The following is a 24,122-nucleotide window of genomic DNA, read 5'->3' as shown; positions in this document are numbered from 1 at the left end:
CCCCGATTGTGTGGCAGCACGTGTGCTTGCCAGGGGGTTCTGCGTTTTAAATCCACCGGGAAAAACAATAAAAATGAGCCTGCCTAACTACATCACCGTACAACCCCTGCTGTTGCTCAGCGTCTTGCCGGGCCTGGTCCTGGCCCAGGAGCAGGGCTTTATCGAAGGTGCAACGGCCAACGTGCTGATGCGCAACTTCTACTTCAACCGTGACTTTCGCGACAGCGGTGCCGCCCAGGCCAAGAGCGAGGAGTGGGCGCAGGGCTTTCTGCTTAACGCACAGTCCGGCTACACCCAAGGCACCGTGGGTGTCGGCGTCGATCTGATCGGCCGTCTCGGGGTCAAACTCGACAGCGGCAGTGGGCGTGCTGGCAGCCTGTTGTTGCCGGCGGACGGCAAAGGCTCGGCGGATGATTTCTCCAGCCTGGGCGCTGCGCTCAAACTGAAACTGTCGAAGACCGAGCTGAAAGTCGGGGAGCTGCTGCCGAGCCTGCCCATCCTCCAGTACAACGATGCGCGGTTGCTGCCGCAAACCTTTCAGGGGGCGATGCTGACTTCGAAAGAAATCACCGGGCTGACCCTCAATGCCGGGCAGATGCGCTCATTCACTCAGCGCAACTCCAGTAACCGCGAAGACCTGTTTATTGATGGCCGCTCGTTCGCCACGTCCGACCGCTACAACTACCTGGGTGGCGAGTACCGCTTCAACCAGGAGCGGACCATGCTCGGCCTCTGGGGCGCAGAACTGGAGGATATCTATCGCCAACGCTTAGTCCAGTTCGCCCACAAGCAACCGGTCGGTGCCTGGACGCTTGGGACCACCGTCGGCCTGCTCGACTCCGAGGAACAAGGCCAGGCCAAGGCCGGCAAAATCGACAACCGCTCGTTCTACAGCACCCTCAGCGCGGCACATGGCGGGCACACGCTGATGGCCGCCTGGCAGCGCATGTACGGCGAAGACGGGACCATCTGGCTAAGCCCGACCACCACCGTGCTGCCCAGTGATATCCAGGTGCGCAATTTCGCCTCCGCCCAAGAGAAAGCCTGGCAGCTGCGATACGACTACAACTTTGCCGCCATGGGGGTGCCAGGGCTGACGACCTTCGTGCGTTACGTCAGTGGCGACAACGTACTGGTGGCGGGCAGCAACGACGGCAAGGAATGGGAGCGCGATTTTGACGTGTCCTATGTGATCCAGAGCGGCGCGCTGAAGAACCTGGGCCTGCGCTGGAGAAACGCCATGGTGCGTTCCAGTTTCGGTCCGTCAGTCGACGATAACCGACTTATCGTCAGCTACAGCCTGGCGCTGTTCTGATCGATATGCCGACTATTCCGGTAACAATTTCCTTTGACAGACCCCGCAGTGCGGGTTAGTTTTTCTGAGCTGGTCAGACAAGTTGTTTTAAATGTATGACCAGCTACAAAAATAAGTGAGAACCTCATGTCCTACTCAGATAGCTCAGCACCTGCGTCCGTACAACCACAGCCTGAAACGGCTGTTTTCCAGCACAGCGCCTATGCCGGCATCCATGACAAGGTGGTGGTGGTCACCGGTGGTGGCAGCGGTATCGGCTTGGCACTCGCCAAAGGTTTTGCTCGCAACGGCGCGCACTTGCTGCTGATCGATATCAACGCTCAAGCCATGGCCGACGCCAAGGGCGAGTTGCAGGAAGCCTTCCCCAATAGTCGAGTCGAATGCTTCCAGGCTTCGGTTGCTGACGAAGACGCGGTTGAAGCGGCCTTTGCCCACGCCAAGGCCTGTTTCGGGCGTATCGACGTGCTGCTTAACAACGCCGGCGTATCGATCAACAAACCGTCGCTCGATATCAGCCCGGCCGAATGGCGTCGGGCCGTCGAGATCAACTTCAACAGCGTGTTCTTCTGCGCCCAGGCGGCGGCCCGGCACATGATCGAGCAGCAGGCGGGCGTGATCATCAACACCTCGTCGATGTGGGGCGTGTCCCACTCCGCCGATCGCACGGCGTACTGCGCGACCAAGGCCGCCGTGGTCTCCATGACCAAGTGCCTGGCAGTGGAATGGGCCCGCCATGGCATCCGCATGAACGCCATCGGTCCTGGCTATACCCGCACACCGCTGGTGGAAGAACTGCAACGGGCCGGACGCCTGGACGTCGAGGCCCTGCGCAAGCGCACGCCGTTGCAACGCCTCGGTGAGCCGGGCGAGATGGCCGAGTTGGCGCTGTTCCTGGCGTCCAGCAGCGCGACGTTCATCACCGGGCAGATCTACGTGTCGGACGGCGGCTGGACCGCCAACGGTTTCTAGTTCGCCTTCGTTGTGGCGGCCCGCCGTGGCCCGTCGATTCGAGTTCTTTGTGGAGAAGTGAAATGCCGAAAAGTGTTGCCTTGTCGCCGGCCTCGCCGTGGGTCGAGCTCAGTTCCACCGATGCCGACTGGAAGCAGGCCGACCCTGCGTTGCTGGGCACGATGCTCAGCCAGTTGCACCTGATCCGCGCCTTCGAGGAGACCGTGCTGGAACTGGCCGGAGAAGGCCTGGTGCATGGTCCGGCGCATTCGAGCATCGGTCAGGAAGGGGGCGCGGTAGGTTCGATCGTTGCGCTGGGCGCGGCGGATGAAGTCAACGGCTCGCACCGTGGTCATCACCAGTTCCTGGCCAAGGCGTTGGTCTACCTGATGCCCGAGGGTATCGACCCGAAAGCGCCGGTCACTGCACCCATCCAGGATCTGCTGCAACGTACCCTGGCGGAAATTCTCGGCCTGGCCCAAGGGTTCTGCAAAGGCCGGGGCGGTTCGATGCACCTGCAGTGGGCCGAGGCCGGCGCCCTGGGGACCAACGCCATTGTGGGCGGTGGTGTGCCGCTGGCGGCCGGTGCCGCCTGGGCACACCGGCATGCCGGGACCGACACCGTGGCGGTCACCTATTTCGGTGACGGCGCGGTGAACATCGGTTCGGTGCTGGAGACCATGAACCTGGCGGCGGCCTGGAAACTGCCGCTGTGTTTCTTCATCGAGAACAACCTGTACGCGGTGTCCACCACGGTTGAGGAAGCCACTGCCGAGCCGCGCCTGTCGGCACGCGGGCTGGGTTTCAATATTCCGAGCTGGAAGGTCGACGGCATGGACCCGCTGGCGGTTTACCTGGCCATGCAGCAAGCCCTGGCGCACATGCGCGCCGGCAACGGACCGACCGTCATCGAGGCCGATGTGTACCGGTTCTTCCATCAGAACGGTCCGTTCCCCGGCAGCGCATTCGGTTACCGCAGCAAGGAAGAAGAGCAGAGCTGGCGCGCCCGTGATCCGCTGGAACGCCTGGCCCGCGAAATGAAAAAGCGCGACCTGATCGACGACGCCGGCCTGGCCGATCTGCGTGAAACCATCAAGCTGGCCATGGCCCAGGCGGCGGCTGAATTGCTTGAAGCCGACCCGGCGGGCAAACCGGGCAAGCGACGGATCCGTCCCCAGTTGTGGCCCTCGCCGGACTTTCGCGATGTCGGGATTCGTGGCGACCTCAGCGAACTGGCCACGGCCCGGACCTGTGAACTGGCGACCTATCGCGGCGGCCTGCAGCAACGCAAGTTCATCGATGCCATCGCCGACGTGATGAACCGGCGCATGGAAACCGATGACAGCATCGTGGTCATGGGTGAGGACGTACACCGTCTCAAGGGCGGTACCAACGGCGCCACGCGCGGCCTGAAAGAGCGTTTTCCGCAGCGCATTCTCGGTACCCCGATCAGCGAGAACGCCTTCTGCGGGCTGGGTGGCGGCATGGCGTTGGACGGGCGTTTCAAACCGGTGGTGGAGTTCATGTACCCCGACTTCATGTGGGTCGCCGCCGACCAGGTGTTCAACCAGATCGGCAAGGCGCGGCACATGTTCGGCGGGCAGAGTGACGTGCCGCTGGTGCTGCGCACCAAGATCGCCATGGGCACCGGCTACGGCTCGCAGCATTCCATGGACCCGGCTGGCATCTACGTCACCAACCCGGGCTGGCGCATCGTTGCCGCGTCCACGCCGTTCGACTACATCGGCCTGATGAACACCGCGTTGGCCTGCAAGGACCCGGTACTGGTGATCGAGCACGTCGACCTGTACAGCCACAGCGGCGAAGTGCCGGTGGACGACTTGGACTATCAGATTCCATTCGGGACCGCCGCCGTGCGCCGAGAAGGCCGTGACCTGACCATCCTCACGTACCTGAGCATGGTCGGACACTCCCTGGAAGCCGTGGAGCAGACCGGCATCGATGCCGAAGTCATTGACCTGCGTTTCCTCGACCGCGCCAGCTTCGACTGGGCCACGGTCGAGGCGAGTATTCGCAAGACCAATAATGTGCTGATCGTCGAGCAGGGCGCCCGAGGGACGTCCTATGGCGGTTGGCTGGCCGACGAGCTACAGCGCCGTTGCTTCGACTGGCTCGACCAGCCGATCCAGCGCGTGACCGGTGGCGAAGGCTCACCGAGTATTTCCAAAGTCCTGGAGCGCGCCGCCTGTGCCCGCACCGAGGAAGTGATCGAAGGCCTGCAACAGGTCATCCGTGAAAAAGGGGCACACCAATGAGCGTGAAGATGCTGGTTCCAATGGAAGTGGGGATTTGCTGCGTCGATCTCCCGGCCCTCAGCCGTTTCTATCAGGACGTGCTGGGTTTCACCTTTGTCGCACAGGTGCAAATGCCGGCCGCCGCCGCGCAGTTGGTGGGCCTGAGCGAAGGCGGCTACAGCGTGGTGCGTCTGCAGACGCCTTACGGTGAACGGATCAAGTTGCTGGCGCCTGAGCGGGCGCCGGTCCGGCCTGAACCGGGGCTGATTCTCGACCGGCAGAATGCGAGTTACCTGACGTTCATCGTCGAAGACATCGCCAGCCTGGTGGACGACCTGAAAAATGCCGGTGCGAGCTTCTGCGCCGAGGCTGCCCCGATCCAACTGCGCCCCGATGTGAAGGCGCTGTTCTGCCGCGACCCGGAGGGCAACGTGCTGGAACTGGTGGAGTACGCCGATATCGCCGCCTACCGTCCCGATCTGTTCAGCGACAGGAGCGCCTGATGGCCAAGCTCTTACATATGCCGGAAGTGTCGGCCAACGCCACCCACGCCGCGATCCAGAACTGGACCCTCAAGGAAGGCGACACCATCAGCGCCGGTGATTGCATTGCCGAGATCGAGACCGAAAAGGCCTTGGTCGAACTGGCCGCCGAGGAAGATGCGGTGCTGGGCAAGATCCTGGTCGAACCGGGGCGCGAAGTGGAAGTGGGCGCGCCGATCGGGGTGCTGTTTGCCAGAGGCGAAACCGATGTCGACATTGCCGCGCTGTTGGCCAAGGCCGGTGCGCTGGCGGCGGCCAATGAGCCGGTGGTGGATGACGCACCGGTGCTCCAGCCTCGGGCCGAGGTGACGCCTGCGATTGACGCGCACAGCGGGCGGATCTTCGCCAGCCCTCTGGCCCGCCGCCTGGCAGCGGCCAAGGGGCTTGACCTGGCGAGCCTCAAGGGCAGCGGGCCGAACGGGCGCATCGTCAAACGCGACGTCGAGGCGGTCGCCGTTGCCGCTGCGGTGGCCGCACCGACGCCCGTGTCGACCGTCGACTTTGATGAAATCCCCCACAGCAGCATGCGCAAGACCATTGCCCGGCGCCTGGTGGAGAGCAAGGCCACGGTCCCGCATTTCTATCTTGATGTGGAATGCCGGATGGAACCTCTGCTGGCCCTGCGCGAGCAGGTCAACCGGACCGCAGCGAGGAAGATTTCGATCAACGACTTCATCGTCAAGGCGGCGGCTGTCGCCCTCCAGCAAGTACCGGCGATGAATGTGACCTGGACCGAGACGGCGCTGCGCCGCTACCACCAGGCGGATGTCTGCGTGGCGGTGTCCACCGAGAGCGGCCTGATCACCCCCGTGGTGCGCAATGCCGACAGCAAGGCCCTTTCGCAGATCAGCGCGCAGGTGGCGGAGTTGGCCGGGCGCGCCCGCGACGGACGTCTGCGCCCCGAGGAATACCAGGGCGGCAGTTTCACCATCAGCAACCTGGGGATGTTCGGCGTCGAGCAGTTCAGCGCGATCATCAATCCACCCCACGCCGCGATTCTGGCGGTGGGTGCGACGCAGCAAAAACCGGTGGTTGAAAACGGTGAGCTGAAGGTCGGTGCGGTACTGCGTTGCACGTTGTCGGTGGATCATCGGGCCGTGGATGGCGCACTCGCTGCGCAATGGTTGGCGGTGTTCAAGGGCCTGATGGAAAACCCGCTGGGCATGCTGATTTGAGAGAGTACCCATGAGCGAAATGAAATTTGATCTGATCGTCGTCGGTGGCGGCCCCGGCGGTTACGTGGCGGCCATTCGCGCCAGCCAGTTGGGGCTGCGCACGGCGTTGGTGGAAAAGGCGCAACTGGGTGGGGTCTGCCTGAACTGGGGCTGCATTCCGACGAAGGCCCTGTTGCGCAGTGCCGACGTGTTGCGCCTGATCGGCAGCGCGGGCAGTTTTGGTATTGAGGTCGGGCCGGCCAGGCCGGACCTGAAGGCCATCGTCAAGCGCTCCCGCGATGTCGCCGCCCAGTTGCACCGTGGGGTCAGCGGGTTGATGAAAAAGCACCGCGTCCAGGTGTTCAATGGGCATGCGCGGCTGGATGGGCCGCAGCGGCTGAAAGTCAGTGGGGAGCAAGGCGAGCTGAGCCTGAATGCGCCGCATATTATTCTCGCCACCGGGGCCCGGGCCCGAGTGCTGCCGGGCATGGAGCCGGATGGCAAGCATTTCTGGAGCTACCGCCAGGCGTTGGTGCCGGACAGCGTACCCAAGCGGCTGGTGATCATCGGCGGCGGTGCGATCGGGATCGAGTTCGCCAGTTTCTATCACGCGCTGGGCGCCCAGGTCAGCGTGGTGGAAATGGCGGAGCGGATCCTCCCGGTAGAAGACCACGAGGTCAGCGCCCATGTGGCGCAGGCCCTGGTTCGCGACGGTATCCGCCTGTACACCGGCTGTGCGCTGCAAGGTAGCAAGGTGGAGCAGGGCGCCGTGCAGTTGCGCCTCGAAGGCAACAGCAACGAGACGCTGCAGGCTGACGTGGTGCTGGTGGCCGCGGGCATTGTCGGCAATGTCGAGGAGCTGGGGCTGGAGGGCACAGGGGTCAAGGTGCAGCACACCCATGTGTTAGTGGATGAGTTCTGCCGCACGGGCGAGCCGGGTGTCTACGCCATTGGCGATCTGGCCGGGGCGCCGTGGCTGGCGCACAAGGCCAGCCACGAAGCCGTGATCTGTGTCGAGAAGATCGCCGGTCAGAACCCCCACCCACTGGACCCCCGCAGCGTGCCGGCCTGTACCTACAGCCACCCGCAAGTCGCCAGTGTCGGCTACACCGAAGCCCAGGCGCGCAGTGCCGGCAAGACCCTCAAGGTCGGCAAGTTCCCCTTCGCCGCCAACGGCAAGGCGATTGCCATGGGCGCCACGGAGGGCTTCGTCAAAGTGGTGTTCGACGCAGACAGCGGCGAGTTGCTCGGCGCGCATATGGTCGGCGAGGAGGTCACCGAAATGATCCAGGGCTACACCATCGCGCGAGGCCTGGAGACCACCGAGGCCGAACTGATCGAAAGCATCCTGCCGCACCCGACGATGTCCGAAGCCATGCATGAGGCCGTGTTGGCCGCCTATGAACGCGCCCTCCATTGCTGAGCACTGATCCACGAGCGATTGCCGAACTGTACGAGGTTGAGTCGTGTCAGTTCGGCAGGCGCCGGGAGCGTTCGGGGCTGCCTAGAAGTGCGAGGAAAGACCGCGTGATGCTCAACGGCCTCAACCGATCGGAAGACCCGTCTTCGGTCACGCGTCATTCCCGGTGTCGCGGGTTTGGGGCTCAGGGATGGTGATGTTTGTATTCCTGGCTCACGCCGCCATACCCATATGCACTGGCCCTGCAATCAATGAGGTGGATGTTGGAGTGTGGATGCAGGTTGCCGATTTCCTCGGCCAATAGCGCGAACGCCTCGCGCTGAAAGCGCGCCTTCTGCGCTTTGGTGTTTGTCTCATCGGTGATGGTGACCTCCAGCCGGAACGAGTTGTAACCCAGTTCGGCCAGCGAGCAACTGTTGATGAACCATTGCTCATGAGGCACGAAATGCACCATCACCAGCGTCTGCTCCGGGCGTTTCTCCAGCACGTCGCAGGTTAGCGCGGTGAGCTGGGAAACGATCCCCTGGACTCGCGCAAGGTCAGGTTGGCCAGAGATTTTGAGTGTGATGCCGGGCATGTTGGAGACCTCGTAGGACGTTAATGTCCGGCTCAGAGTAAGGAATGGGTTGAGTGCTGAAAAGCCGGAAGATATGATCGTATCCTTCGGAAAAACGGCAGGATGAGCATGCGCCCCTTTGATCTCGAACTTTTGCGAGCCTTCGCGGTTGCGATGGAGTCAGGCAGCCTCGCGCAGGCGGCGCCTAAGTTGTGTCGGTCGCAGTCGGCGTTAAGCGAGCAATTGCGCAAGCTCGAGGCCTTCACCGGGGTTACGTTGCTGGAGCGGGGTAAAAAAGGCGTCAGGCCGACACCGGCTGGCGAACGCTTATTGGTCCACGCACGCGACATGCTCGCCTTGAGTGAGCGTGCCCTTGAAAGCGTGCGTGGCGTGACCTTTGTCGGCGAGTTGCGGCTGGCCATCACCGACTACTTTCTGCCCAGCTCGATCGCCGACCTGTTGAAGAAACTGCGAGTGCGCTATCCGCACCTTCGCCTGCATGTGTCGGTACGCAAGAGCATGCAAATCGAGAGCGGGGCAGATTCAGGCGACTTCGATATCGGCCTTTCCATGCGAATTCTCGACGGGCGCAGCCTGCCCGAGGGCTTGCCGGTGCGACGGGAGGCGTTGCGTTGGGTGTCGGTCGCGGGGTTCGAGGCTGAGCGGGAGGAAAACACCCCGTTGCCACTTTTGGTACTGCCGCAGGGGTGCAGCCTGCAGCGCCTCGCCAGAGAGACCTTGGAGGCTCACGAGGTGCCTTATGTGGTTGCGCATTCGGCGTCCGGCGTCGCGGGGCTGCAATCAGCGTTATTGGCAGGGTTGGGGGTCGCTTGTCTGAATGCCTCCGCAGTACCGATGGGCGCGCAGGTCTGCCAGTCGGCGCACCATTTACCGGGATTGCCGGATGTTGAGTTCAGCCTGTTGCCCCCTCGTCCCGGCGAATCGCCCTTGGTCGGGGCTGTCAGGGAAATGCTTGCGAGCCAGTTCAGTTAATCGTCCGAGAAGCCAGCAGCGCCGCTAGGGCGCTACGGGGCGTTGCGAAATGCATGCACTGCGTCAGGGATTGGCACTGAGATTCGGGCCTGTCAGCCGGGACTCTTGAAAGGAAAAAAAGGAGTGACTATGCATAAAGAAATCTGGATGAAACGTTACCGCGTAAAGTTGATTGCCGTCGTTTGTCTCATCGTGGCTATCGCGTTGCTTGTTCTCGCGCGGCTTGACACTTATGGTCTGGATCGCAGAGCCAGCGAACCGTTTGCATTCGACGCAAATGGACTGCGCCTGGCCGGCACGCTCTGGCTGCCCGACCACGCAGCAACAGCGGCAGTGGTTCTGGTTCACGGGGATGGCCCCCAGGATCGCACGTCGCAGCAGGGTTACGATCCACTCATCAACGCGCTTCTCGATGCCGGCATTGCGGTTGTTTCGTGGGATAAACCGGGCGTTGGGGATTCGCCGGGGAATTGGCTCAGCCAGTCGATGACGGACCGCTACGTGGACGTGCGCAGCGCGTTGTCTGCCCTGCGCAGTAAGTTGCCAGCAATTCCTGTCGGTGCGCTTGGGTTTTCACAAGCCGGCTGGGTACTGCCCCGCCTGGCGTCGGGGGATGCGGACTTTCTGGTGCTTGTCGGGGGCGCGGTATCCTGGCAACGGCAAGGTGACTATTACACGCGGACACGGTTGCAACGCACGGGGATGTCCGAGCCCGACATCGACGCAACGATGGCTCGGATCGCCGCCGCCGATGAGCGTTTGTTCGCCGCTGCGCAGGTGCCGCCGGTTGCCCTTCTGGACGGTATGAGCGCAGAACGCTGGGCGTTTGTGCGGCGCAATCTTCACGAAGACGCAACCGGTGCCTTGGAAAAACTCGACATTCCACTGCTTGCGCTGTGGGGCGCGGACGATCTGAATGTCGATCTCGAAGCCAGCGCAGCCCTCTACCGAAAGGCGCTCGGCGGCAACCATCCCGCCAACCGGATTGAAGTCATACCGGATGCAACCCATGGGCTGCTCAAGGCCGCGGCTTACAACACGCAACTCACCAGCGAGTGGTCCTGGTTCACCACGATGAGGTTCCTCATGGAAGGTCGTCTTGCCTACGCCCCAGGCGCCCTTGAAACGATAAACGCGTGGGTTCACGCCAGAGCCAGCCAGTGAATGCACTGGCGGCCAGCGTTGGCAATCAACGCGTGCGGGCAACCACTCGACAAGCGATGTTGGAGCCTCAAGGCTCCTGAGTTTCGAGACGCCGTTTAAACGCGTCGAGCGCAGTACGGATCAACGGGCCCATCACCGGGTCGGCGGCAATGCCCTCGGCGCTCGACTGGCTGGACAGGAGGTTAACCGTGATTGACGCTTGCTCGATGATGCTCGCCGACATCGTTTCCAGGACCAGCCGCAATGCCGCTTGCGCGTGGCTGGCTCTGGGCGATGCGTTGAACAGCGCGACAGGCTTGCCCGGAAACTCTTCACTGCTCACCAGCCAATCGAGCATGTTCTTGAATGCGCCGGGAATACCTCGAGCGTACTCGGGGCACGAAACCAACAGCCCATCCGCCTGCCCGATAATTGCGCGCAACGCCAAGACTGACTCGGGGGGATCCTCGAGCAGGTCCGGGTTGAAGTGAGGCAATTCAGCGATGCCTTCGTAATGTGCGACCTGTACCCCTTCGGGGCATAGATGCTCAACTGCGCGTAGCAAAATTGAGTTGGAAGAGGCCTGACGCAGACTTCCCGAGACAGCAAGCAAACGCACCATTTCAACACCGTTCGTGATTCGTGAGTCGGTGAAGTTTCGCACGAGCTGAGCTTCGTTCACCATTGCGGCATAGCCATCCAGCGCTCAGCGGGGAGCTTGGCGGCACCCGATGTTGAGGTCTCGACCTCTCGGTGCCGAGACCTCAACCGCACTGAAGCCGGACGCAATATCCGGTTTTAGATCCAGCGTCGGAACAGCACGCTGGCGTTGACCCCGCCGAAACCGAAGCCATTGGACAGCGCATATTCCATGGGCAGGTGCTGGGCCTGGCCGCGAATCAGGTTCAGGCCTTCGGCAGCGGCATCCGGAGTTTGCAGATTGAGTGTTGCCGGAACTACCTGATCGCGCAGCGCAAGTACGGTGAAGATCGCCTCGATCCCCCCCGCAGCGCCCAGCAGGTGGCCAGTGGCGGACTTGGTCGAACTGATCGCAAGGCCGCTGTCTGTGCCGAACAGGGCTTTGATTGCTGCGAGTTCGCCTTTGTCGCCCACCGGGGTCGAGGTGGCGTGGGCATTCAGGTGCTGAACCTGGGATGCGTCCACGCCGGCTTGGCGCAATGCCTGTTGCATGGCGCGGCGGGCGCCGTCGCCATCTTCGGGCCCGGCGGTCATGTGGTACGCGTCTGCGCTGGTGCCATAGCCCACCAGCTCGACGATGGGTGTGGCGCCGCGTGCCAAGGCATGTTGCAACTCTTCGATGACCAACAGGCCGGCGCCTTCACCCATGACGAAACCATCGCGGGCCTGATCGAAGGGGCGCGAGGCGCGCTCCGGGGTGTCGTTGTAATCGCTCGAGAGGGCGCGTGCGGCAGCGAAGCCAGCCAGGCTGACCCGGTGAATGGCCGCCTCCGTCCCGCCGCAGAGCGCTACGTCGATTTCCCCCGCGCGAATCATCCGTGCAGCGTCGCCGATGGCCTGGACGCCCGCCGCACATGCGGTCACCGGAGCCCCCAGTGGCCCCTTGAGACCATGACGGATGGAGACATGACCGGCGGCCATATTGCTGAGAAATGACGGGATGGTGAAGGGTGACAGGCGCCGTGGCCCCTTGCTGTCAGTCGTCCGCACGGCTTCGGCAATCGCCGGAAACCCGCCCACGCCCGAAGCGATGATGGTGGCGGTGCGCTCCTGCGCCTCAGGGGTTTGCGGCGCCCAGCCGGCCTGTGTCAACGCTTCATGGGCCGCTGCCAGGGCGAACAGAATGAAGCGGTCCATCTTGCGCTGTTCTTTGGGGGCCAGCAGTAGATCCGGATCGAAGCCGGCCTCCGGGTCTTGGATGCGGTCGGGAACCTGGCCACCGATGCTGATCGACAGATCGCCGATCAGCTCCGGTGGCAACCGGCGGATCCCCGACTGCCCTGCCAGCAGGCGTTGCCATATTTGCTCGACTCCGCAGCCAAGTGGGGTCAGCGCGCCCATGCCTGTAACGACGATGCGTTTGTTCATGATGATCCAGTTCTTTGTGCTTAAGGGAGGGGTAACGACATATGGACGTCACTATCATTATGAAAGTAACATGCCTGGCCACCAAATGTTCGAACCCCGTAAGGAACTGTCATGCAGCGCAAGACCCTCATTCATGCCGAATGCCCGATCGCCCGTAGCCTGGAACGGGTTGGCGAGTGGTGGAGCATTTTGATCATGCGCGATGCCTTGCATGGCCTGCGACGCTTCGAGGAGTTTTCCCGCAGCCTGGATATCGCCCCGAACATGCTCACCAGACGCTTGAACTCGCTGGTGGAGGCGGGCCTGCTCGAGCGTCAGCCTTACAGTCAGCGCCCGTTGCGCTACCAGTACGTGCCGACGGCCAAGGGCGAAGATTTCCGTGTGGTGCTCATGGCCTTCGTGGCCTGGGGCAATCGCCATTACGCGCCAGAAGGGGAAAGCGTGCAGATTGTCGAGCGGGAGACGGGGCGGCCGGTGCTGCCGATGATGGCGGATATCGCCGATGGCCGTCTTGTGCCCCTGGACCAGTGCAGCGTGCAGGCCGGACCCGCGGCCAGCGCGGGCATGCGTCAGCGGTTCGGGTGCATGGCTGACCGGATTGAGTGAGGCGCCGTGCAGCGGAGGAGTGCGGCACTCAAGGGCTGCCAGCGGTTAGAGCTTACTGGCGCAGTTGTTTTGGCGAGGCGTTCAACAGGCGGCGCATGAGTCGCCGCAGGGCCGTGGCATCTTGGTATCCCACCTGCGCGGCGATAGATTCAACGGAGTGCCTGCTGGTTTCCAGCAGCACGCGGGCTCTGTTCAATTGCACGCGTTGGATCAGATTGCGAGTTGAAAGACCGGTTGCTTTTCGAAGGTGCCGCGACAGCGTTCGCTCAGACATGCCGACGTATGCCGCAAGGCTCGGCACACTGGGGGGATGGGGCAGGCGTGCTTCGATGTAGGCGGTGAGGTTGGCGACCAGCGTATTGCCCTGGGCCATGATTGCCGGGTTGATGAAGGGGGACTGCAATTGCCGGCCATCGAGCAGCAGGGCCTTGCCCACCGCGTCGGCGAGTTCCGGCGACAGACGTCTGCGCAGCAGGTGCAGCATCAAGTCGGTTTGTGCGAAGGCTGCACCGGCGGTCGTCAGCGGCGGATCGCGGAGCACCATGACGTTGGGGTCGACAATGCAGTCAGGCGCCATGCTCGACAGCCAAGGGGCGAGCCACCAGGAAGTCGTCACCCGTCGCCCCGTGAGCAACCCGGCGGCATGCAGGAGAAAGACCGCCGAGCATGAGGCGGCAATCTCCTTGCCTTGATTCACATGTGTCTTCAGCGCTGGCAGGGTCTGAAGGACCACGTCTTCCTCAAGCCGCTGCCGCAGCACGTCGAAGTCGCTGATGCCGAGGCCCGGAATGACCCAGCAGGAGTTGTCCTCGACATCTGTGGTCAGCGCGTCGACCTGCAGCAGCATGCCTTGGCCCAGCGTAATCAACCCTGGCTGCGGCCCACACACGCGCCAGCGCGGCACGGCAAGGCTGCGCCGCTGCGCAAGTATTGCGGCGGTGCCGAGGATGTCCAGGGTGGCTGCGACGCTCGAGGCGAACGCCCCTGGAAAGACGAGGACAGTGAAATCGTACATTGTCCGATTATGCCCGAAAGAAGACGAATCGGTCACTTATCGAGGGAAGGGATAGCTGGCCCAATGGCGCCTCCAGTTAACCGCGAGGTTTCGCCATGCCAAACATCCTGATCAAGGTGCCTACCGGCGCTTTCAACCTGCCACAGCGCCACCAGTTGCTTCGAAGCGTGAGCGACGTGGCGATGATTAATGAACACATGGGCGATGCCCCTCAGCAACGTATGTTGTGCTGGGTGTTGATTGAGGAAGTGCAGGCCGATCAATGGCTGTGCGGAGGCGTTGCTCCTCATGCCCAGGTTGTCCCGTGCATGGTCATCGTCAAGGTGCCCGCCGGCGTCCTTGATGCACCGATGCGCCAGCGCTACGTGAGTGAACTGCATGGCGCCCTACAATCGAACCTGGCGGCGGGGGATCAGCGCCGGTTGCTGAGCTCGATACAGATCGAGGAGGTTGTCGACGGAACGTGGGGGGCGAACGGTGAGATCTGGCATTTGGCCGACTTCACCCGTGCAGCCGGATACGGACATCTCGCTGACTAACGATAGGCGCCCGCCAGAAAGCGTACACCTGTACGCTTATTCGTCCCCCGGTCGAACCGTCGGTTGTTTCAGTCCCTGTCGAGAAAAACGGTTGGCGGTAGTGTTGCGATTCGCGGTGGGGCAGGGGGGGATGCTCGTCTGCCGCCAGCTCGATGCTGAACCTGCGTCACATCCCTGACCGCACCGCGAGCCGCGTTCGATGTCAGTGCCGCGTAGGCCTGAAGTGCCGCCGACACTTTTCGCGCCCGTGCGGCGGGCTGCCAGGCTTGCCCTTCCTTGGCATCCATCGAGTGGTAACGCTGGTTCAACGTTGCCTCATCGACCCTCAGTTCAACGGAACGGTTGGGAATATCGATCTTGATCACGTCCCCTGTTTCCACCAGGCCTATCAGTCCACCTTCCGCCGCTTCCGGTGAGACATGGCCGATGGACAGGCCCGAGCTGCCGCCCGAAAATCGCCCGTCGGTCAAAAGCGCGCAGGACTTGGCCAGCGCTTTGGATTTGAGATAGCTGGTGGGGTAGAGCATTTCCTGCATGCCAGGGCCGCCCTTGGGGCCTTCGTAGCGGATGACCACCACATCGCCAGGCACCACCCGGTCGCCAAGGATGCCAGCCACCGCCGCCTCCTGACTTTCGAAAACCACGGCTTTGCCTTCGAACACCAACATGGAGGGGGCGACGCTGGCTGTTTTGACGATACAGCCCTCCGGCGCCAGGTTGCCAAACAGCACCGCGAGGCCGCCGTCCTTGCTGAAAGCCTGTTCAGCGCATCGGATCGCGCCCGTTGACCGGTCTGTGTCCAGGTCATCCCAGCGCGCTGACTGACTGAAGGCTCGCTGGGTGAGGGCATTGCCCGGCGCTGCGCGGAAAAATGTCTGCACTTGCTGGTCTGGGCTACGGGCGATGTCCCAGCGATCCAGCGCATCTTTCAAGGTGGGCGCGTGGATTGTCGGCAGGCTTGTGTCGATCAAGCCTGCGCGGTCCAACTCGCCAAGGATCGCCATGATGCCACCGGCGCGATGCACGTTCTCGATGTGTACATCGCTGCAGGCGGGCGCGACTTTGCACAGCCACGGGACTTGGCGAGACAGCCGGTCAATGTCGGCCATGTTGAACGCCACGCCGCCTTCGCGCGCAGCTGCCAACAGGTGAAGGACCGTGTTGGTCGAGCCGCCCATGGCGATGTCCAGGCTCATGGCGTTTGCAAACGCGGCGCGGTTGGCAATGTTGCGCGGCAACGCGCGTGCGTCGTCCTGTTCATACCAACGCTTGGCTAACTCGACAATCAGCCGCCCGCTCTGGCGAAACAAGCCCTCACGCTCAACATGAGTCGCCAGCACCGTACCATTGCCCGGCAATGCCAGGCCAAGCGCTTCCGTCAGGCAGTTCATTGAGTTGGCGGTGAACATGCCGGAGCATGAACCGCAGGTGGGGCAGGCGGCGCGTTCGACCGCGGCGACTTCCTCGTCGCTATAGGCGTCGTCGGCGGCGATCACCATCGCGTCGATCAAGTCCAGAGACTGGCGCGTGCCTTTGATTACCGCCTTCCCAGCCTCCATCGCCCCGCCAGAAACGAACACGGTCGGAATGTTTAGGCGCATGGCAGCCATCAACATGCCGGGGGTGATTTTGTCGCAGTTGGAGATGCACACCAGCGCATCGGCGCAATGCGCGTTGACCATGTATTCAACGGCATCGGCGATCAGTTCCCGCGAGGGCAGTGAATAGAGCATGCCGTCATGGCCCATGGCGATACCGTCGTCGACGGCGATGGTGTTGAACTCCTTCGCCACGCCACCGGCCGCCATCACTTCGCCGGCAACCAGTTGGCCGAGGTCCTTGAGGTGTACGTGGCCTGGAACAAACTGCGTAAAGCTGTTGGCGATGGCAATGATGGGTTTGCCGAAGTCGTCATCGGTCATGCCTGTGGCGCGCCATAGGCTGCGGGCACCGGCCATGTTGCGGCCATGGGTAGTGGTTCTCGAACGATAAGCGGGCATTGAGTCCTCCTGGGCTGACGGTATGGACTCAGGCTAAAGATCGGTTGGATGGCTGTGAAATATATTATTTAATGCTTATTAAGTCTCTGGAGGTATAAGAAATGGATGTTCGCCAGCTCAGGCATTTTGTCGCTGTCGCCCAGACTTTGCATTTCAGCCTGGCAGCGCAACGCCTGTGCATGACCCAGCCGCCGTTGAGCCAGTCGATCATGGCGCTGGAGCGCGAAGTCGGTGCCTCGCTGTTTGTACGGACCAAACGCAGCGTGGCGCTGACCCCGTTCGCCGAGCAATGGCTACCTCAGGTGCGGGCCGCGCTGGGGGCTATCGATGCGCTGGGTCATACAGCGCAAGCCATCCTTCGCGGCGATGCCGGCGGGTTGGAGCTGTCGTTTGTCAGTACCGCTGACTACAGCATTCTTCCCGTGCTGGTCCAACGGTTCCGCAGCCTGTACCCGGCGGTGGAACTTTCGTTGATGGAGGCTACCAGTGATCTTCAGATCGCTGCGCTGCTCGAGGGCAAGGGGCACGCAGGCATTGTCATTGCCAACCCGTGGGCCACGATCCCCGATCAATTGGCCTACCGGTCTTTGGTCGTCGAGCCACTGATTGCCGCTGTGCCGCAAGCGTGGATGGCGGACGGGCGCCTGGTCGATGTGGAGGGCCGGTTATCTTCGGACGCAATGATATCTTGCCCGCTGGTGGTCTTTCCCAGGCGTGCGGCACCGGCGTTCTATGACCTGGTCACCGGCTACTACGCCGCGTGCGGCGGTAGCCTGCATATTGCCCAGCACGCTATTCAGATGCAGACGATCATTAGCTTGGTATCGGCAGGCATGGGCATCGCGCTGGTGCCGGCGTCATTGCGCCATCTCGCTCGCTCGGGGGTGTGCTATCTCGCGTTGGAGGAAAATGCGCCACATCTGGAAACCGGCCTGGTTTACCGCCGCGACGATACGACGCCGACGCTTGCCAACTTCCTGAACATGGCCAGTCAATTGCTCGAACTGGACATGAGTTGATCCGATGCAGCGGGCGAGTGAGGTTGTTAACCTGTGGCCGCATGGTTGGGCAATCAACGCCTGGGATTAAAGGGAATTAATACCGATGTGGTTTTTTCTTTCGTTTGCCAAGAGGCCAGATGAGGCGCCTGCTGAGCGAGCGCAGCCGTTTGAACATCCCAACGGCTTTCGCGAGATGACATCGTTGCGTGTTATCACGCCCGACCACCACGCGTTTTCGACCGCTGCCACCTGCGCAAACCAGCTGAAAGGATTTGAAATCATTCAGGGTGATGAACACCTGCTCTTACTGGAAATCGATCATGGCGCCAGCGGCCAGGCACACGATTTCCGTCCCGGGTTGCCGATGATTGTGAACTGGTGATGCATTGGCCTGGAGGGCCCGTTCTATCTTGATGATCTGGAGCCCACGGTGGTCGGCGCTGCCATAGACCGTGCGGTGGGTTACAACACGGGCAATGACGAATATCACCCGACGGCGGGGGACTTCCCTGGATGCAACATGACGCCGATGTACGTGCTAGTCCGTGCTCGATAGTTCGAAATTGGCGAATCCATAGAGTTTATTGGTGAGAGAGTCAATACCGGCGCTGGGCTGTTTGCATGTTTTTAGAGTGTGTTCAGCTGATGTTCAGAACTCGCATGCTAGTTGATTAGTTGAGTCAATAGGTCGCATGTGTTTAACAAGTTTTCACTGTTTTTGTCTGGATGGCGCAAAAAGCAAAATGCTAGCCTGCGAGTTTTTTGGGATAGCAGGTCCACATGAAAGTGCTAAAGGAAATGGTTGTAAAAAAGCCATGCTCATTTATTTTTATATTGACATTCCTCGTGTTTGCAGTGCTGCAATACAAGCCTGCCGTGCTCAATTACACAACGCGCTTTGTCGATTTTGCTCAATATATGCTCGCGCATGGGGTGACGCTGTTTCCAATTGCGGATGATCTGCGGCCATATCCCGATTACACGGTGATCAATACGCTCCTTGTTTATCTGGTTTCTTTGCCGTTTGGTCGTGTATCGATTCTTTCAATGGGCCTTCCTTTCTGTGTTGCCGCGGCCTTGATGCTGGTGTTTGTTTACAAGCTCGGTGCATTGCATGAGAAAAAATGGGGCGCATATGGTGTTGTATTTGCCCTGTTCACCTGGTCATTTCTGGACGGCGTGAACTCCTTGGCACTGGATATATACCCCGCGCTTTTTACAGTGGTGTGTTTTTATCTGGCCTACACGGGAGAGGTATACAAACAACGTTTCCGCGTGCTGCTTGTGCTCGCAGGCCTTGCGCTGGGCTTTGCATTTCGTGGCCCCATTGGTCTGATCGGCCCCGCCAGTGTGGTCGCCGCTTATTATTTTTTGAGCAAGCAATGGCGCATGCTGGTTGTGTTTTGCTTGCTGGCAGGCTTGGTCCTGGCCACAGGCATTGCGGTGCTGACATGGGCTGCCTACCTACAAGGTGGAGACGCGTTTCTACAAGAGGTATTGATCATGCAAGGGCTGGGGCGGTTTGGCAGTGACCACGCGCCTCGTTATTACTTCTATTTCTCTGCCGGCTTGCTGACCTATGGCGTAACAGCTCTTATCGCTTTGAGCGTTATCGCCAAGAAGGGGAAGTGCTTTTTTGAACGCTCACCTGATCCAGCCACGAACATGCTCTTGTATCTCTCGGGCTGGCTCCTTGTGGTGATCGTACTGTTCACGATTCCAAGCTCCAAGAAGGCGCGTTACATACTTTCAATTACACCCGCTATTTCCTTGTTGGCTGCCTACGTCTTCGTGGATCGCAGCGCTCTCTTTGCAAGTATCCGAGACAAACTGCTGAGGTTTTGCTTAAACCTGCCAGTGGTTGGCCTGGGAGTGTTACTGCTTGCGTTTATTCATGGTCTGTATGCGGCGACTCCACTTCAGCCGAACTATCTCGGTGCGTCCATGGGGTTGATTGCCCTTGTTGCCGTTAGGCCCTGGATGGTGACACGTTTCAGCGTGCATCCACATCGTGAATTTGTGATTTTCTCTTTTGGTGCTGTCGCCTTCCTTATATTGGACATGTTTTTCTTTAACTCCGTTACTTACCATTTGGAGTTGGCCAATGAGCCGACACCCAAGTTTTTGCCGTATTGGTTTTGGTGAGGTCTGAATCGCCCCGGGTTTTCTAGATACTCTCCAACCATCGCCGGATGGCTGGCAGCTATCACAACCCTTTGAGCAAGAGCTTAGGGAGAAATTGCTCAGACATCGCGATACGCGTCCTTGCACGTCCAGAGGGGGCGATCAAGTCAAGACAGTCGCACGACTGCATCCAGCGTCGTGCGACTTGTTAATGTCTCTGATATGACCTCTTTAAGAATATTCCGGAACCAAATGGAGCGGCCATCCATTTGATCAGTGCGCCTATACAACATCGAGATTTGCTCCATGGGCAGTTCGAAGGGCGCGGCGGTGACCTCAAGGCCGTAAAGCGGCGCCATGCAATAAGCCGTGATCTCGGGAACAGTTGCAATCGCCGGTACCGACAGCAATAACGGCGCAATTGACGCGTGCCTCGACACGCCTGCGACGATGTTGCGCCTGACCCCGGCAGCGCTGAGCACGCTGTCCAAGTTTGTCGCGCCGTCGCCTTCCGACGACACGATGACATGTTGGGCCTTCGCGTAGCTTTTGATGCTCAGCGGCAATGTCAGTTTTAGCTGCCTGGGGTCATAAAGGCAGACAAGACGTTGTTGGAATAGCAACTCATACATGTGCCACGAAGGTGGGTTTTCGTGAACGGAAACGCTGACGTCGTAAGCGCCCTGCTCTAAAAGTTGAACCGAATCGCGCTTCGTCGAAGCGACTGCCAATACGCGCGAGCGCGGTGCGAGTTCGCGGATTCGAGCCGCGAGGGCCCCAAGTAGTGCTACCTCGAAGTTGTCACACATGCCAATGCGGAATTCACCTTCCCATGTGGCGGGATCGAACACCCCTGGCGCCCGCACTGCGTGTTCGATGGTAGATAACGCCTTGGCGATCTCCGGTGCAATCGCGAGTGCCCTGGGCGTTGGCTGCAGACCTCGTCCAACACGTACAAACAACTCATCGTCCAACGTCTCTCGTAGGCGTCGCAGCGCGCCCGAAAGACCCGGTTGGCCAATAAATAGTCGTGCAGCGGCCTTACTGACACTTTTCTCCTCCATGAGCACGGAAAACACATGCAGGAGATTTAGATCGAGGGTCCGAAGGGTTGTCATTTACATCTCTCGCAGAGATAGATGCCATCACGAACAGCAATTTGTCAGATATGTATCGATCGGTCAATATCTCACGCATCGCACCCAGGCATTGGTATGGAGCCTTGGTTTAGACGTGCTTGCGGACCAAATCGGATATAGGAACGTGACGTGATGAAAGTAGCAATTCTTGACGATTACCAAGGCGTCGCGCTGTCCGCTACGAGTTGGTCGGAAGTCGCAGCGAGGGCCGATCACAGTCTTCCAGGACCCATTGGCAGGCCGCGTTGCGGCAGGGCGTCCTGATCGGTGCGACGGGCGGCCGCGCGAGTGGCGCACCGGAACTGACCTGGGCCTTGATGATGTATCGATAAATCCTGCGGACAAACGAGTTTTGTTCGGCATGCCTCTCAGCCGCCGCTAAGGCTGTAAGCGCAACAAACCACATACCCCGAATTTTTGCTTGCCTGAGTTTTACCTCAGGTAATGGCACCCCGCTGCCTGGAGGATCATGTTATGAACGCCCCATCTATAGAGCTCAAGCAGGAAACTGAGGGCGCAGGCATGAGCCGGGGGCTTGTACTGTTACTTGCAGCAGCGACCGGCTTGTCAGTAGGCACCCAGTATTACAACCAGCCTTTGCTCGGACTGATTGCGGACGGCTTCGGGATAGGTACCAAGGTCAGTCTCGTCGCGATTGCGACACAGATTGGTTACGCGTTGGGCTTGGTTCTGCTGGTGCCACTAGGCGACAAGATCGACCGTCGACGGCTCATCCTCATTCAATGCATAGGGCTCACGGTAGCGACGCTTTGCGCGAGCGCGGCCCCCGAGCTGTATAGCCTTGCAATGGCGTCCATCATGATTGGGGTGTTCGCGACGATTGCCCAGCACATCATCCCGCTCGCATCTGAATTATCCCCGCCAAGCAGTCGGGAACGAGTTCTCGCATCAATCACCAGCGCGCTGCTTGTTGGGGTGTTGCTGGCTCGGGTGATCAGCGGCTTCGTGGGCGCCTATTTCAGCTGGCGCGCGATGTTCCTCTTGGGCGCTGTGCTTTCTCTGATGATGCTTGCAGGGCTCGCGGCGAAACTTCCAACCAGCCAACCGCAATCCCGCGCTTCATACATTGAGTTGCTTGTTTCATTGTTTGGGGTCGTGCGCGATGGCGCTGAACTTCGCCAGGCCGCACTGGTGCAAAGCCTCGTTTTCTTCGGCTTCAGTGCGTTCTGGACAATTCTCACGCTCCTGCTGCAAGGCCCTGGGTTTGGGTTGAACAGTGGGACTGCGGGGCTCTTCGGCGTGGTGGCACTCGGCGGGGTGATGCTTGCCCCACTGGGGTTGCGCCTTGCTGGCCAGTACGCCGGTCACGTCGGTATCGGCCTTGTCGTGGCGAGCTTTGTCGTAATGATCGCGTTCGTGAATCTGGTGGGGCTTAGCGTCGGAGCCATTCTGATGACGACCGGTTTGCAGATGTCTCTTATCTACAACCAGTCGCGAATCCTCGCACTCGCCGGCACCGCCCGAGGCCGCTTCAACACCATTTTCATGGCTTCCCAATTCGCCTTCGGCGCCATCGGTTCCGCCGCAGGCAGCATCGGCTGGCAGTCCGGCGGCTGGACCGCGGTGATGGCCATGGCCTTGATCGCCTCCGCAGCTGCGTTGCTCGTGCAATTTACCCACCACTCGAAGGTTGGAGCGCGAGCGTAAAGACGCTTGCGGCGTACCTACCCTGGTCAATCTGGAGAATAAAGAAATGATTGAAGAGCACACTATCGGTGAATTCACACTAGTCACGTTACTGGACGGGATTTTTCTATGCAGTACGGACATGATTAAAGCTGCGGCCTCGGAAGAGGGGGCTGCATTATTCAAAAGTGCAGGTCTCCCCGCATCGGGGCCGGTTCCTGAGCCGATCAACGCATTCCTTTTGAAGAAAAACGACGAGCTTTGGTTGATCGATGCCGGTTGTGGTCGCGAGCTGGGACCTCGCTTCGGAAAAGCATCGGCGGCGTTGCTGTCTGCTGGCTACGCGCTTGACCAGATTCAAGGCGTTATTATTTCTCATATGCATGAGGACCATGTTGGCGGTCTTATCAAAGAGGACGGTAGTGCGTTGTATCCCAACGCGACGCTCTTTCTTTCGCACGAGGAGTTGGCGTTCTGGACCGACCCGACGGCTCCTGAAAAACATCCTCAGATGTCGCAGGCTGGCCTGTTCAAATTGGCAAACTCGGCATTGACGGCCTATGCGCCACGTATCAAGGCACTACCTGCCGATGCACACGTCATTCCTGGCGTCAGCTTGATCCCACTTCACGGGCATACGCCAGGTCACAGTGGCATCCAGATTGAGAGCGGTGGCCAGCGTGTGCTGATCTGGGGAGATGTCATACATTCGACACTCTTGCAATTGCGCTATCCGCATTGGAGCATCGGTTTTGACATCGACCCAGTCCAGGCCCTCGACACGAGAGTTCGATTGCTGGAGCGGCTCGCGCAGGAGGACATGCTGGTGACGGGACCGCACGTAACGGGAATTGGACACGTCCACAGCTGTTGCGCAGGCGGTTATGAATTGAAGCTGGTCAGCAGAACCTAAGTGTTCAGTTGCAGGCGAAGTTGCCCATCACCACGTGGAAGGTTCCTGACGTTTGAGAGTCTGGCTCATTGACCGTCGGGAACAATACACAGGCTATCCCATATCCCCATCACTTGAGTCACTGCGGCATCCAGCGTGGCATGTGGAAGACCATCGCGCGCCAATGTAGACAAGCCCAGAAGGAAACTGTCGAACACCGCGGCGAGGGTGTCTGGGGTAATGGTCGCCGGTAGCACGCCCTCAGCGATAGCACGTTCAATACAGGCAACCATGCCTGCGCGGGTTAAGCGCCTGGCCTGTGCGAGAGGTTCTGAAATGGCCTTGCTTTCGTCCGAGCAAGCGCTCATCAGGCCCAACGACACCAGACACCCCTTGGGATGATCGGGCTCACATTGCATTTTCGCTGACCGGCGAAGGGTGAGTTCAATCGCCTCCTTGGGTGGCAGGGTCGTATCAAACAGGCTGTCGGTGACCCGACCGTGCGTAGTGAGGTAGCGCTCCATTACCTCGTTGAACAAGGCTTGCTTGGAGCCAAACGCCGCGTAAAAGCTCGGCGCGGTGATGCCTCCACCAATATTAGCCTTAAGCTGACTCAGGGATGTCGCATCGTATCCATGCTCCCAAAATAAATGCAGTGCCTGAGTGATTGCCAGGTCACGGTCAAACGTGCGCGGGCGTCCCATCTGTGCCATGTCGGATCTCCTCCAGAGTTACTTAAATACTAATCGATACATAAGTTATTGAC

At 60.4% G+C, this 24,122-nt stretch carries 22 protein-coding genes; 15 read left to right on the top strand and 7 right to left on the bottom strand.

Going from position 1 to position 24,122, the window contains the following annotated elements:
* Window positions 1–67 precede the first annotated feature (67 nt).
* The 6 genes from TU80_RS18595 (at window position 68) to lpdA (ending at window position 7,637) form a co-directional block, all read left to right on the top strand.
* Complete coding sequence (locus TU80_RS18595) at window positions 68–1,315, top strand: OprD family porin (RefSeq protein ID WP_371928143.1); 1,248 nt, start codon at window positions 68–70, stop codon at window positions 1,313–1,315.
* Between the two features lie 126 nt (window positions 1,316–1,441).
* Complete coding sequence (locus TU80_RS18590) at window positions 1,442–2,284, top strand: SDR family NAD(P)-dependent oxidoreductase (protein ID WP_079444744.1); 843 nt, start codon at window positions 1,442–1,444, stop codon at window positions 2,282–2,284.
* Between the two features lie 62 nt (window positions 2,285–2,346).
* Window positions 2,347–4,539, top strand: a complete 2,193-nt coding sequence (locus TU80_RS18585; protein ID WP_057005097.1) for an alpha-ketoacid dehydrogenase subunit alpha/beta — start codon at window positions 2,347–2,349, stop codon at window positions 4,537–4,539.
* A complete protein-coding gene (locus tag TU80_RS18580; protein WP_046382011.1) occupies window positions 4,536–5,021 on the top strand; it encodes a VOC family protein in 486 nt (161 codons plus the stop codon). The genes TU80_RS18585 and TU80_RS18580 overlap by 4 nt, the downstream gene beginning before the upstream one ends.
* Window positions 5,021–6,235 (top strand): pyruvate dehydrogenase complex dihydrolipoamide acetyltransferase, encoded by a 1,215-nt coding sequence (locus TU80_RS18575; protein ID WP_046382012.1) that lies wholly within the window; start codon window positions 5,021–5,023, stop codon window positions 6,233–6,235. The genes TU80_RS18580 and TU80_RS18575 overlap by 1 nt, the downstream gene beginning before the upstream one ends.
* Window positions 6,236–6,245: 10 nt before the next feature.
* Entirely contained in the window at window positions 6,246–7,637 is a 1,392-nt protein-coding gene (gene lpdA / locus TU80_RS18570; protein ID WP_046382013.1) for a dihydrolipoyl dehydrogenase, read from the top strand.
* 181 nt (window positions 7,638–7,818) lie between these two features.
* On the opposite strand, the gene TU80_RS18565 is transcribed toward lpdA, so the two are convergent.
* The gene (locus TU80_RS18565) at window positions 7,819–8,211 is read right to left on the bottom strand and encodes a tautomerase family protein (RefSeq protein ID WP_017847336.1); all 393 of its coding nucleotides are present in this window, start codon (window positions 8,209–8,211) and stop codon (window positions 7,819–7,821) included.
* A gap of 102 nt (window positions 8,212–8,313) precedes the next feature.
* Between TU80_RS18565 and TU80_RS18560 the strand changes: the two genes are divergently transcribed.
* Both TU80_RS18560 and TU80_RS18555 read left to right on the top strand, forming a co-directional pair.
* Window positions 8,314–9,183, top strand: coding sequence for a LysR family transcriptional regulator (locus tag TU80_RS18560; RefSeq protein WP_032804518.1), 870 nt, complete (start codon window positions 8,314–8,316; stop codon window positions 9,181–9,183).
* 129 nt (window positions 9,184–9,312) lie between these two features.
* The gene (locus tag TU80_RS18555) at window positions 9,313–10,347 is read left to right on the top strand and encodes an alpha/beta hydrolase family protein (RefSeq protein ID WP_082643864.1); all 1,035 of its coding nucleotides are present in this window, start codon (window positions 9,313–9,315) and stop codon (window positions 10,345–10,347) included.
* Between the two features lie 67 nt (window positions 10,348–10,414).
* Here the strand turns inward: TU80_RS18555 and TU80_RS18550 are convergent, their stop codons facing one another.
* Together TU80_RS18550 and fabF are read right to left on the bottom strand one after the other, a co-directional pair.
* Window positions 10,415–11,011, bottom strand: a complete 597-nt coding sequence (locus TU80_RS18550; protein ID WP_079444739.1) for an NADPH-dependent FMN reductase — start codon at window positions 11,009–11,011, stop codon at window positions 10,415–10,417.
* 113 nt (window positions 11,012–11,124) lie between these two features.
* A complete protein-coding gene (gene fabF, locus TU80_RS18545; RefSeq protein WP_057005096.1) occupies window positions 11,125–12,393 on the bottom strand; it encodes a beta-ketoacyl-ACP synthase II in 1,269 nt (422 codons plus the stop codon).
* 111 nt (window positions 12,394–12,504) lie between these two features.
* On the opposite strand from fabF, the gene TU80_RS18540 reads away from it, so the two are divergent.
* The gene (locus TU80_RS18540) at window positions 12,505–12,999 is read left to right on the top strand and encodes a winged helix-turn-helix transcriptional regulator (RefSeq protein ID WP_057005095.1); all 495 of its coding nucleotides are present in this window, start codon (window positions 12,505–12,507) and stop codon (window positions 12,997–12,999) included.
* Window positions 13,000–13,051: 52 nt separating this feature from the next.
* Here the strand turns inward: TU80_RS18540 and TU80_RS18535 are convergent, their stop codons facing one another.
* Window positions 13,052–14,014, bottom strand: a complete 963-nt coding sequence (locus TU80_RS18535) for a GlxA family transcriptional regulator (RefSeq protein ID WP_057005094.1) — start codon at window positions 14,012–14,014, stop codon at window positions 13,052–13,054.
* Between the two features lie 95 nt (window positions 14,015–14,109).
* Here TU80_RS18535 and TU80_RS18530 point away from each other — a divergent pair, with 95 nt between their 5' ends.
* Window positions 14,110–14,553 carry a tautomerase family protein gene (locus TU80_RS18530; RefSeq protein ID WP_017847343.1) on the top strand — a complete coding sequence of 148 codons (444 nt, stop codon included), beginning with the start codon at window positions 14,110–14,112 and terminating at the stop codon, window positions 14,551–14,553.
* A 68-nt stretch (window positions 14,554–14,621) separates the two neighbouring features.
* On the opposite strand, the gene ilvD is transcribed toward TU80_RS18530, so the two are convergent.
* Complete coding sequence (gene ilvD, locus TU80_RS18525; RefSeq protein WP_057005093.1) at window positions 14,622–16,553, bottom strand: dihydroxy-acid dehydratase; 1,932 nt, start codon at window positions 16,551–16,553, stop codon at window positions 14,622–14,624.
* A gap of 101 nt (window positions 16,554–16,654) precedes the next feature.
* Between ilvD and TU80_RS18520 the strand changes: the two genes are divergently transcribed.
* From TU80_RS18520 to TU80_RS18510, 3 genes are all read left to right on the top strand, one after another.
* A complete protein-coding gene (locus TU80_RS18520; protein ID WP_046382019.1) occupies window positions 16,655–17,572 on the top strand; it encodes a LysR family transcriptional regulator in 918 nt (305 codons plus the stop codon).
* A gap of 85 nt (window positions 17,573–17,657) precedes the next feature.
* A complete protein-coding gene (locus TU80_RS18515; protein WP_186355084.1) occupies window positions 17,658–17,936 on the top strand; it encodes a hypothetical protein in 279 nt (92 codons plus the stop codon).
* Window positions 17,937–18,334: 398 nt separating this feature from the next.
* Entirely contained in the window at window positions 18,335–19,699 is a 1,365-nt protein-coding gene (locus tag TU80_RS18510; protein ID WP_082643863.1) for a hypothetical protein, read from the top strand.
* A gap of 146 nt (window positions 19,700–19,845) precedes the next feature.
* On the opposite strand, the gene TU80_RS18505 is transcribed toward TU80_RS18510, so the two are convergent.
* Window positions 19,846–20,796: a LysR substrate-binding domain-containing protein gene (locus TU80_RS18505; RefSeq protein WP_057005092.1), complete on the bottom strand. Its 951-nt coding sequence runs from the start codon at window positions 20,794–20,796 to the stop codon at window positions 19,846–19,848.
* A 495-nt stretch (window positions 20,797–21,291) separates the two neighbouring features.
* Between TU80_RS18505 and TU80_RS18500 the strand changes: the two genes are divergently transcribed.
* Complete coding sequence (locus TU80_RS18500; protein ID WP_177029903.1) at window positions 21,292–22,485, top strand: MFS transporter; 1,194 nt, start codon at window positions 21,292–21,294, stop codon at window positions 22,483–22,485.
* Window positions 22,486–22,531: 46 nt separating this feature from the next.
* Window positions 22,532–23,377, top strand: a complete 846-nt coding sequence (locus TU80_RS18495; protein ID WP_057005090.1) for an MBL fold metallo-hydrolase — start codon at window positions 22,532–22,534, stop codon at window positions 23,375–23,377.
* A gap of 65 nt (window positions 23,378–23,442) precedes the next feature.
* On the opposite strand, the gene TU80_RS18490 is transcribed toward TU80_RS18495, so the two are convergent.
* The gene (locus tag TU80_RS18490) at window positions 23,443–24,069 is read right to left on the bottom strand and encodes a TetR/AcrR family transcriptional regulator (protein ID WP_057005089.1); all 627 of its coding nucleotides are present in this window, start codon (window positions 24,067–24,069) and stop codon (window positions 23,443–23,445) included.
* Window positions 24,070–24,122: the final 53 nt, after the last annotated feature.

Origin of the sequence: Pseudomonas veronii, assembly GCF_001439695.1 — a bacterium.
In the GTDB taxonomy this organism is placed as follows: Bacteria; Pseudomonadota; Gammaproteobacteria; order Pseudomonadales; family Pseudomonadaceae; genus Aquipseudomonas; species Aquipseudomonas veronii.
This window is presented reverse-complemented; position numbering and strand designations above follow the sequence as displayed.

Bases quoted from the DNA above. Each gene is read 5' to 3' on its own strand.
- TU80_RS18590 (WP_079444744.1), top strand. From the start codon at position 1,442: ATGTCCTACTCAGATAGCTCAGCACCTGCGTCCGTACAACCACAGCCT.
- TU80_RS18585 (WP_057005097.1), top strand. From the start codon at position 2,347: ATGCCGAAAAGTGTTGCCTTGTCGCCGGCCTCGCCGTGGGTCGAGCTC.
- TU80_RS18580 (WP_046382011.1), top strand. From the start codon at position 4,536: ATGAGCGTGAAGATGCTGGTTCCAATGGAAGTGGGGATTTGCTGCGTC.
- TU80_RS18575 (WP_046382012.1), top strand. From the start codon at position 5,021: ATGGCCAAGCTCTTACATATGCCGGAAGTGTCGGCCAACGCCACCCAC.
- lpdA (WP_046382013.1), top strand. From the start codon at position 6,246: ATGAGCGAAATGAAATTTGATCTGATCGTCGTCGGTGGCGGCCCCGGC.
- TU80_RS18565 (WP_017847336.1), bottom strand. From the start codon at position 8,211: ATGCCCGGCATCACACTCAAAATCTCTGGCCAACCTGACCTTGCGCGA.
- TU80_RS18560 (WP_032804518.1), top strand. From the start codon at position 8,314: ATGAGCATGCGCCCCTTTGATCTCGAACTTTTGCGAGCCTTCGCGGTT.
- TU80_RS18555 (WP_082643864.1), top strand. From the start codon at position 9,313: ATGCATAAAGAAATCTGGATGAAACGTTACCGCGTAAAGTTGATTGCC.
- TU80_RS18550 (WP_079444739.1), bottom strand. From the start codon at position 11,011: ATGGTGAACGAAGCTCAGCTCGTGCGAAACTTCACCGACTCACGAATC.
- fabF (WP_057005096.1), bottom strand. From the start codon at position 12,393: ATGAACAAACGCATCGTCGTTACAGGCATGGGCGCGCTGACCCCACTT.
- TU80_RS18540 (WP_057005095.1), top strand. From the start codon at position 12,505: ATGCAGCGCAAGACCCTCATTCATGCCGAATGCCCGATCGCCCGTAGC.
- TU80_RS18535 (WP_057005094.1), bottom strand. From the start codon at position 14,014: ATGTACGATTTCACTGTCCTCGTCTTTCCAGGGGCGTTCGCCTCGAGC.
- TU80_RS18530 (WP_017847343.1), top strand. From the start codon at position 14,110: ATGCCAAACATCCTGATCAAGGTGCCTACCGGCGCTTTCAACCTGCCA.
- ilvD (WP_057005093.1), bottom strand. From the start codon at position 16,553: ATGCCCGCTTATCGTTCGAGAACCACTACCCATGGCCGCAACATGGCC.
- TU80_RS18520 (WP_046382019.1), top strand. From the start codon at position 16,655: ATGGATGTTCGCCAGCTCAGGCATTTTGTCGCTGTCGCCCAGACTTTG.
- TU80_RS18515 (WP_186355084.1), top strand. From the start codon at position 17,658: ATGTGGTTTTTTCTTTCGTTTGCCAAGAGGCCAGATGAGGCGCCTGCT.
- TU80_RS18510 (WP_082643863.1), top strand. From the start codon at position 18,335: ATGAAAGTGCTAAAGGAAATGGTTGTAAAAAAGCCATGCTCATTTATT.
- TU80_RS18505 (WP_057005092.1), bottom strand. From the start codon at position 20,796: ATGACAACCCTTCGGACCCTCGATCTAAATCTCCTGCATGTGTTTTCC.
- TU80_RS18500 (WP_177029903.1), top strand. From the start codon at position 21,292: ATGAACGCCCCATCTATAGAGCTCAAGCAGGAAACTGAGGGCGCAGGC.
- TU80_RS18495 (WP_057005090.1), top strand. From the start codon at position 22,532: ATGATTGAAGAGCACACTATCGGTGAATTCACACTAGTCACGTTACTG.
- TU80_RS18490 (WP_057005089.1), bottom strand. From the start codon at position 24,069: ATGGCACAGATGGGACGCCCGCGCACGTTTGACCGTGACCTGGCAATC.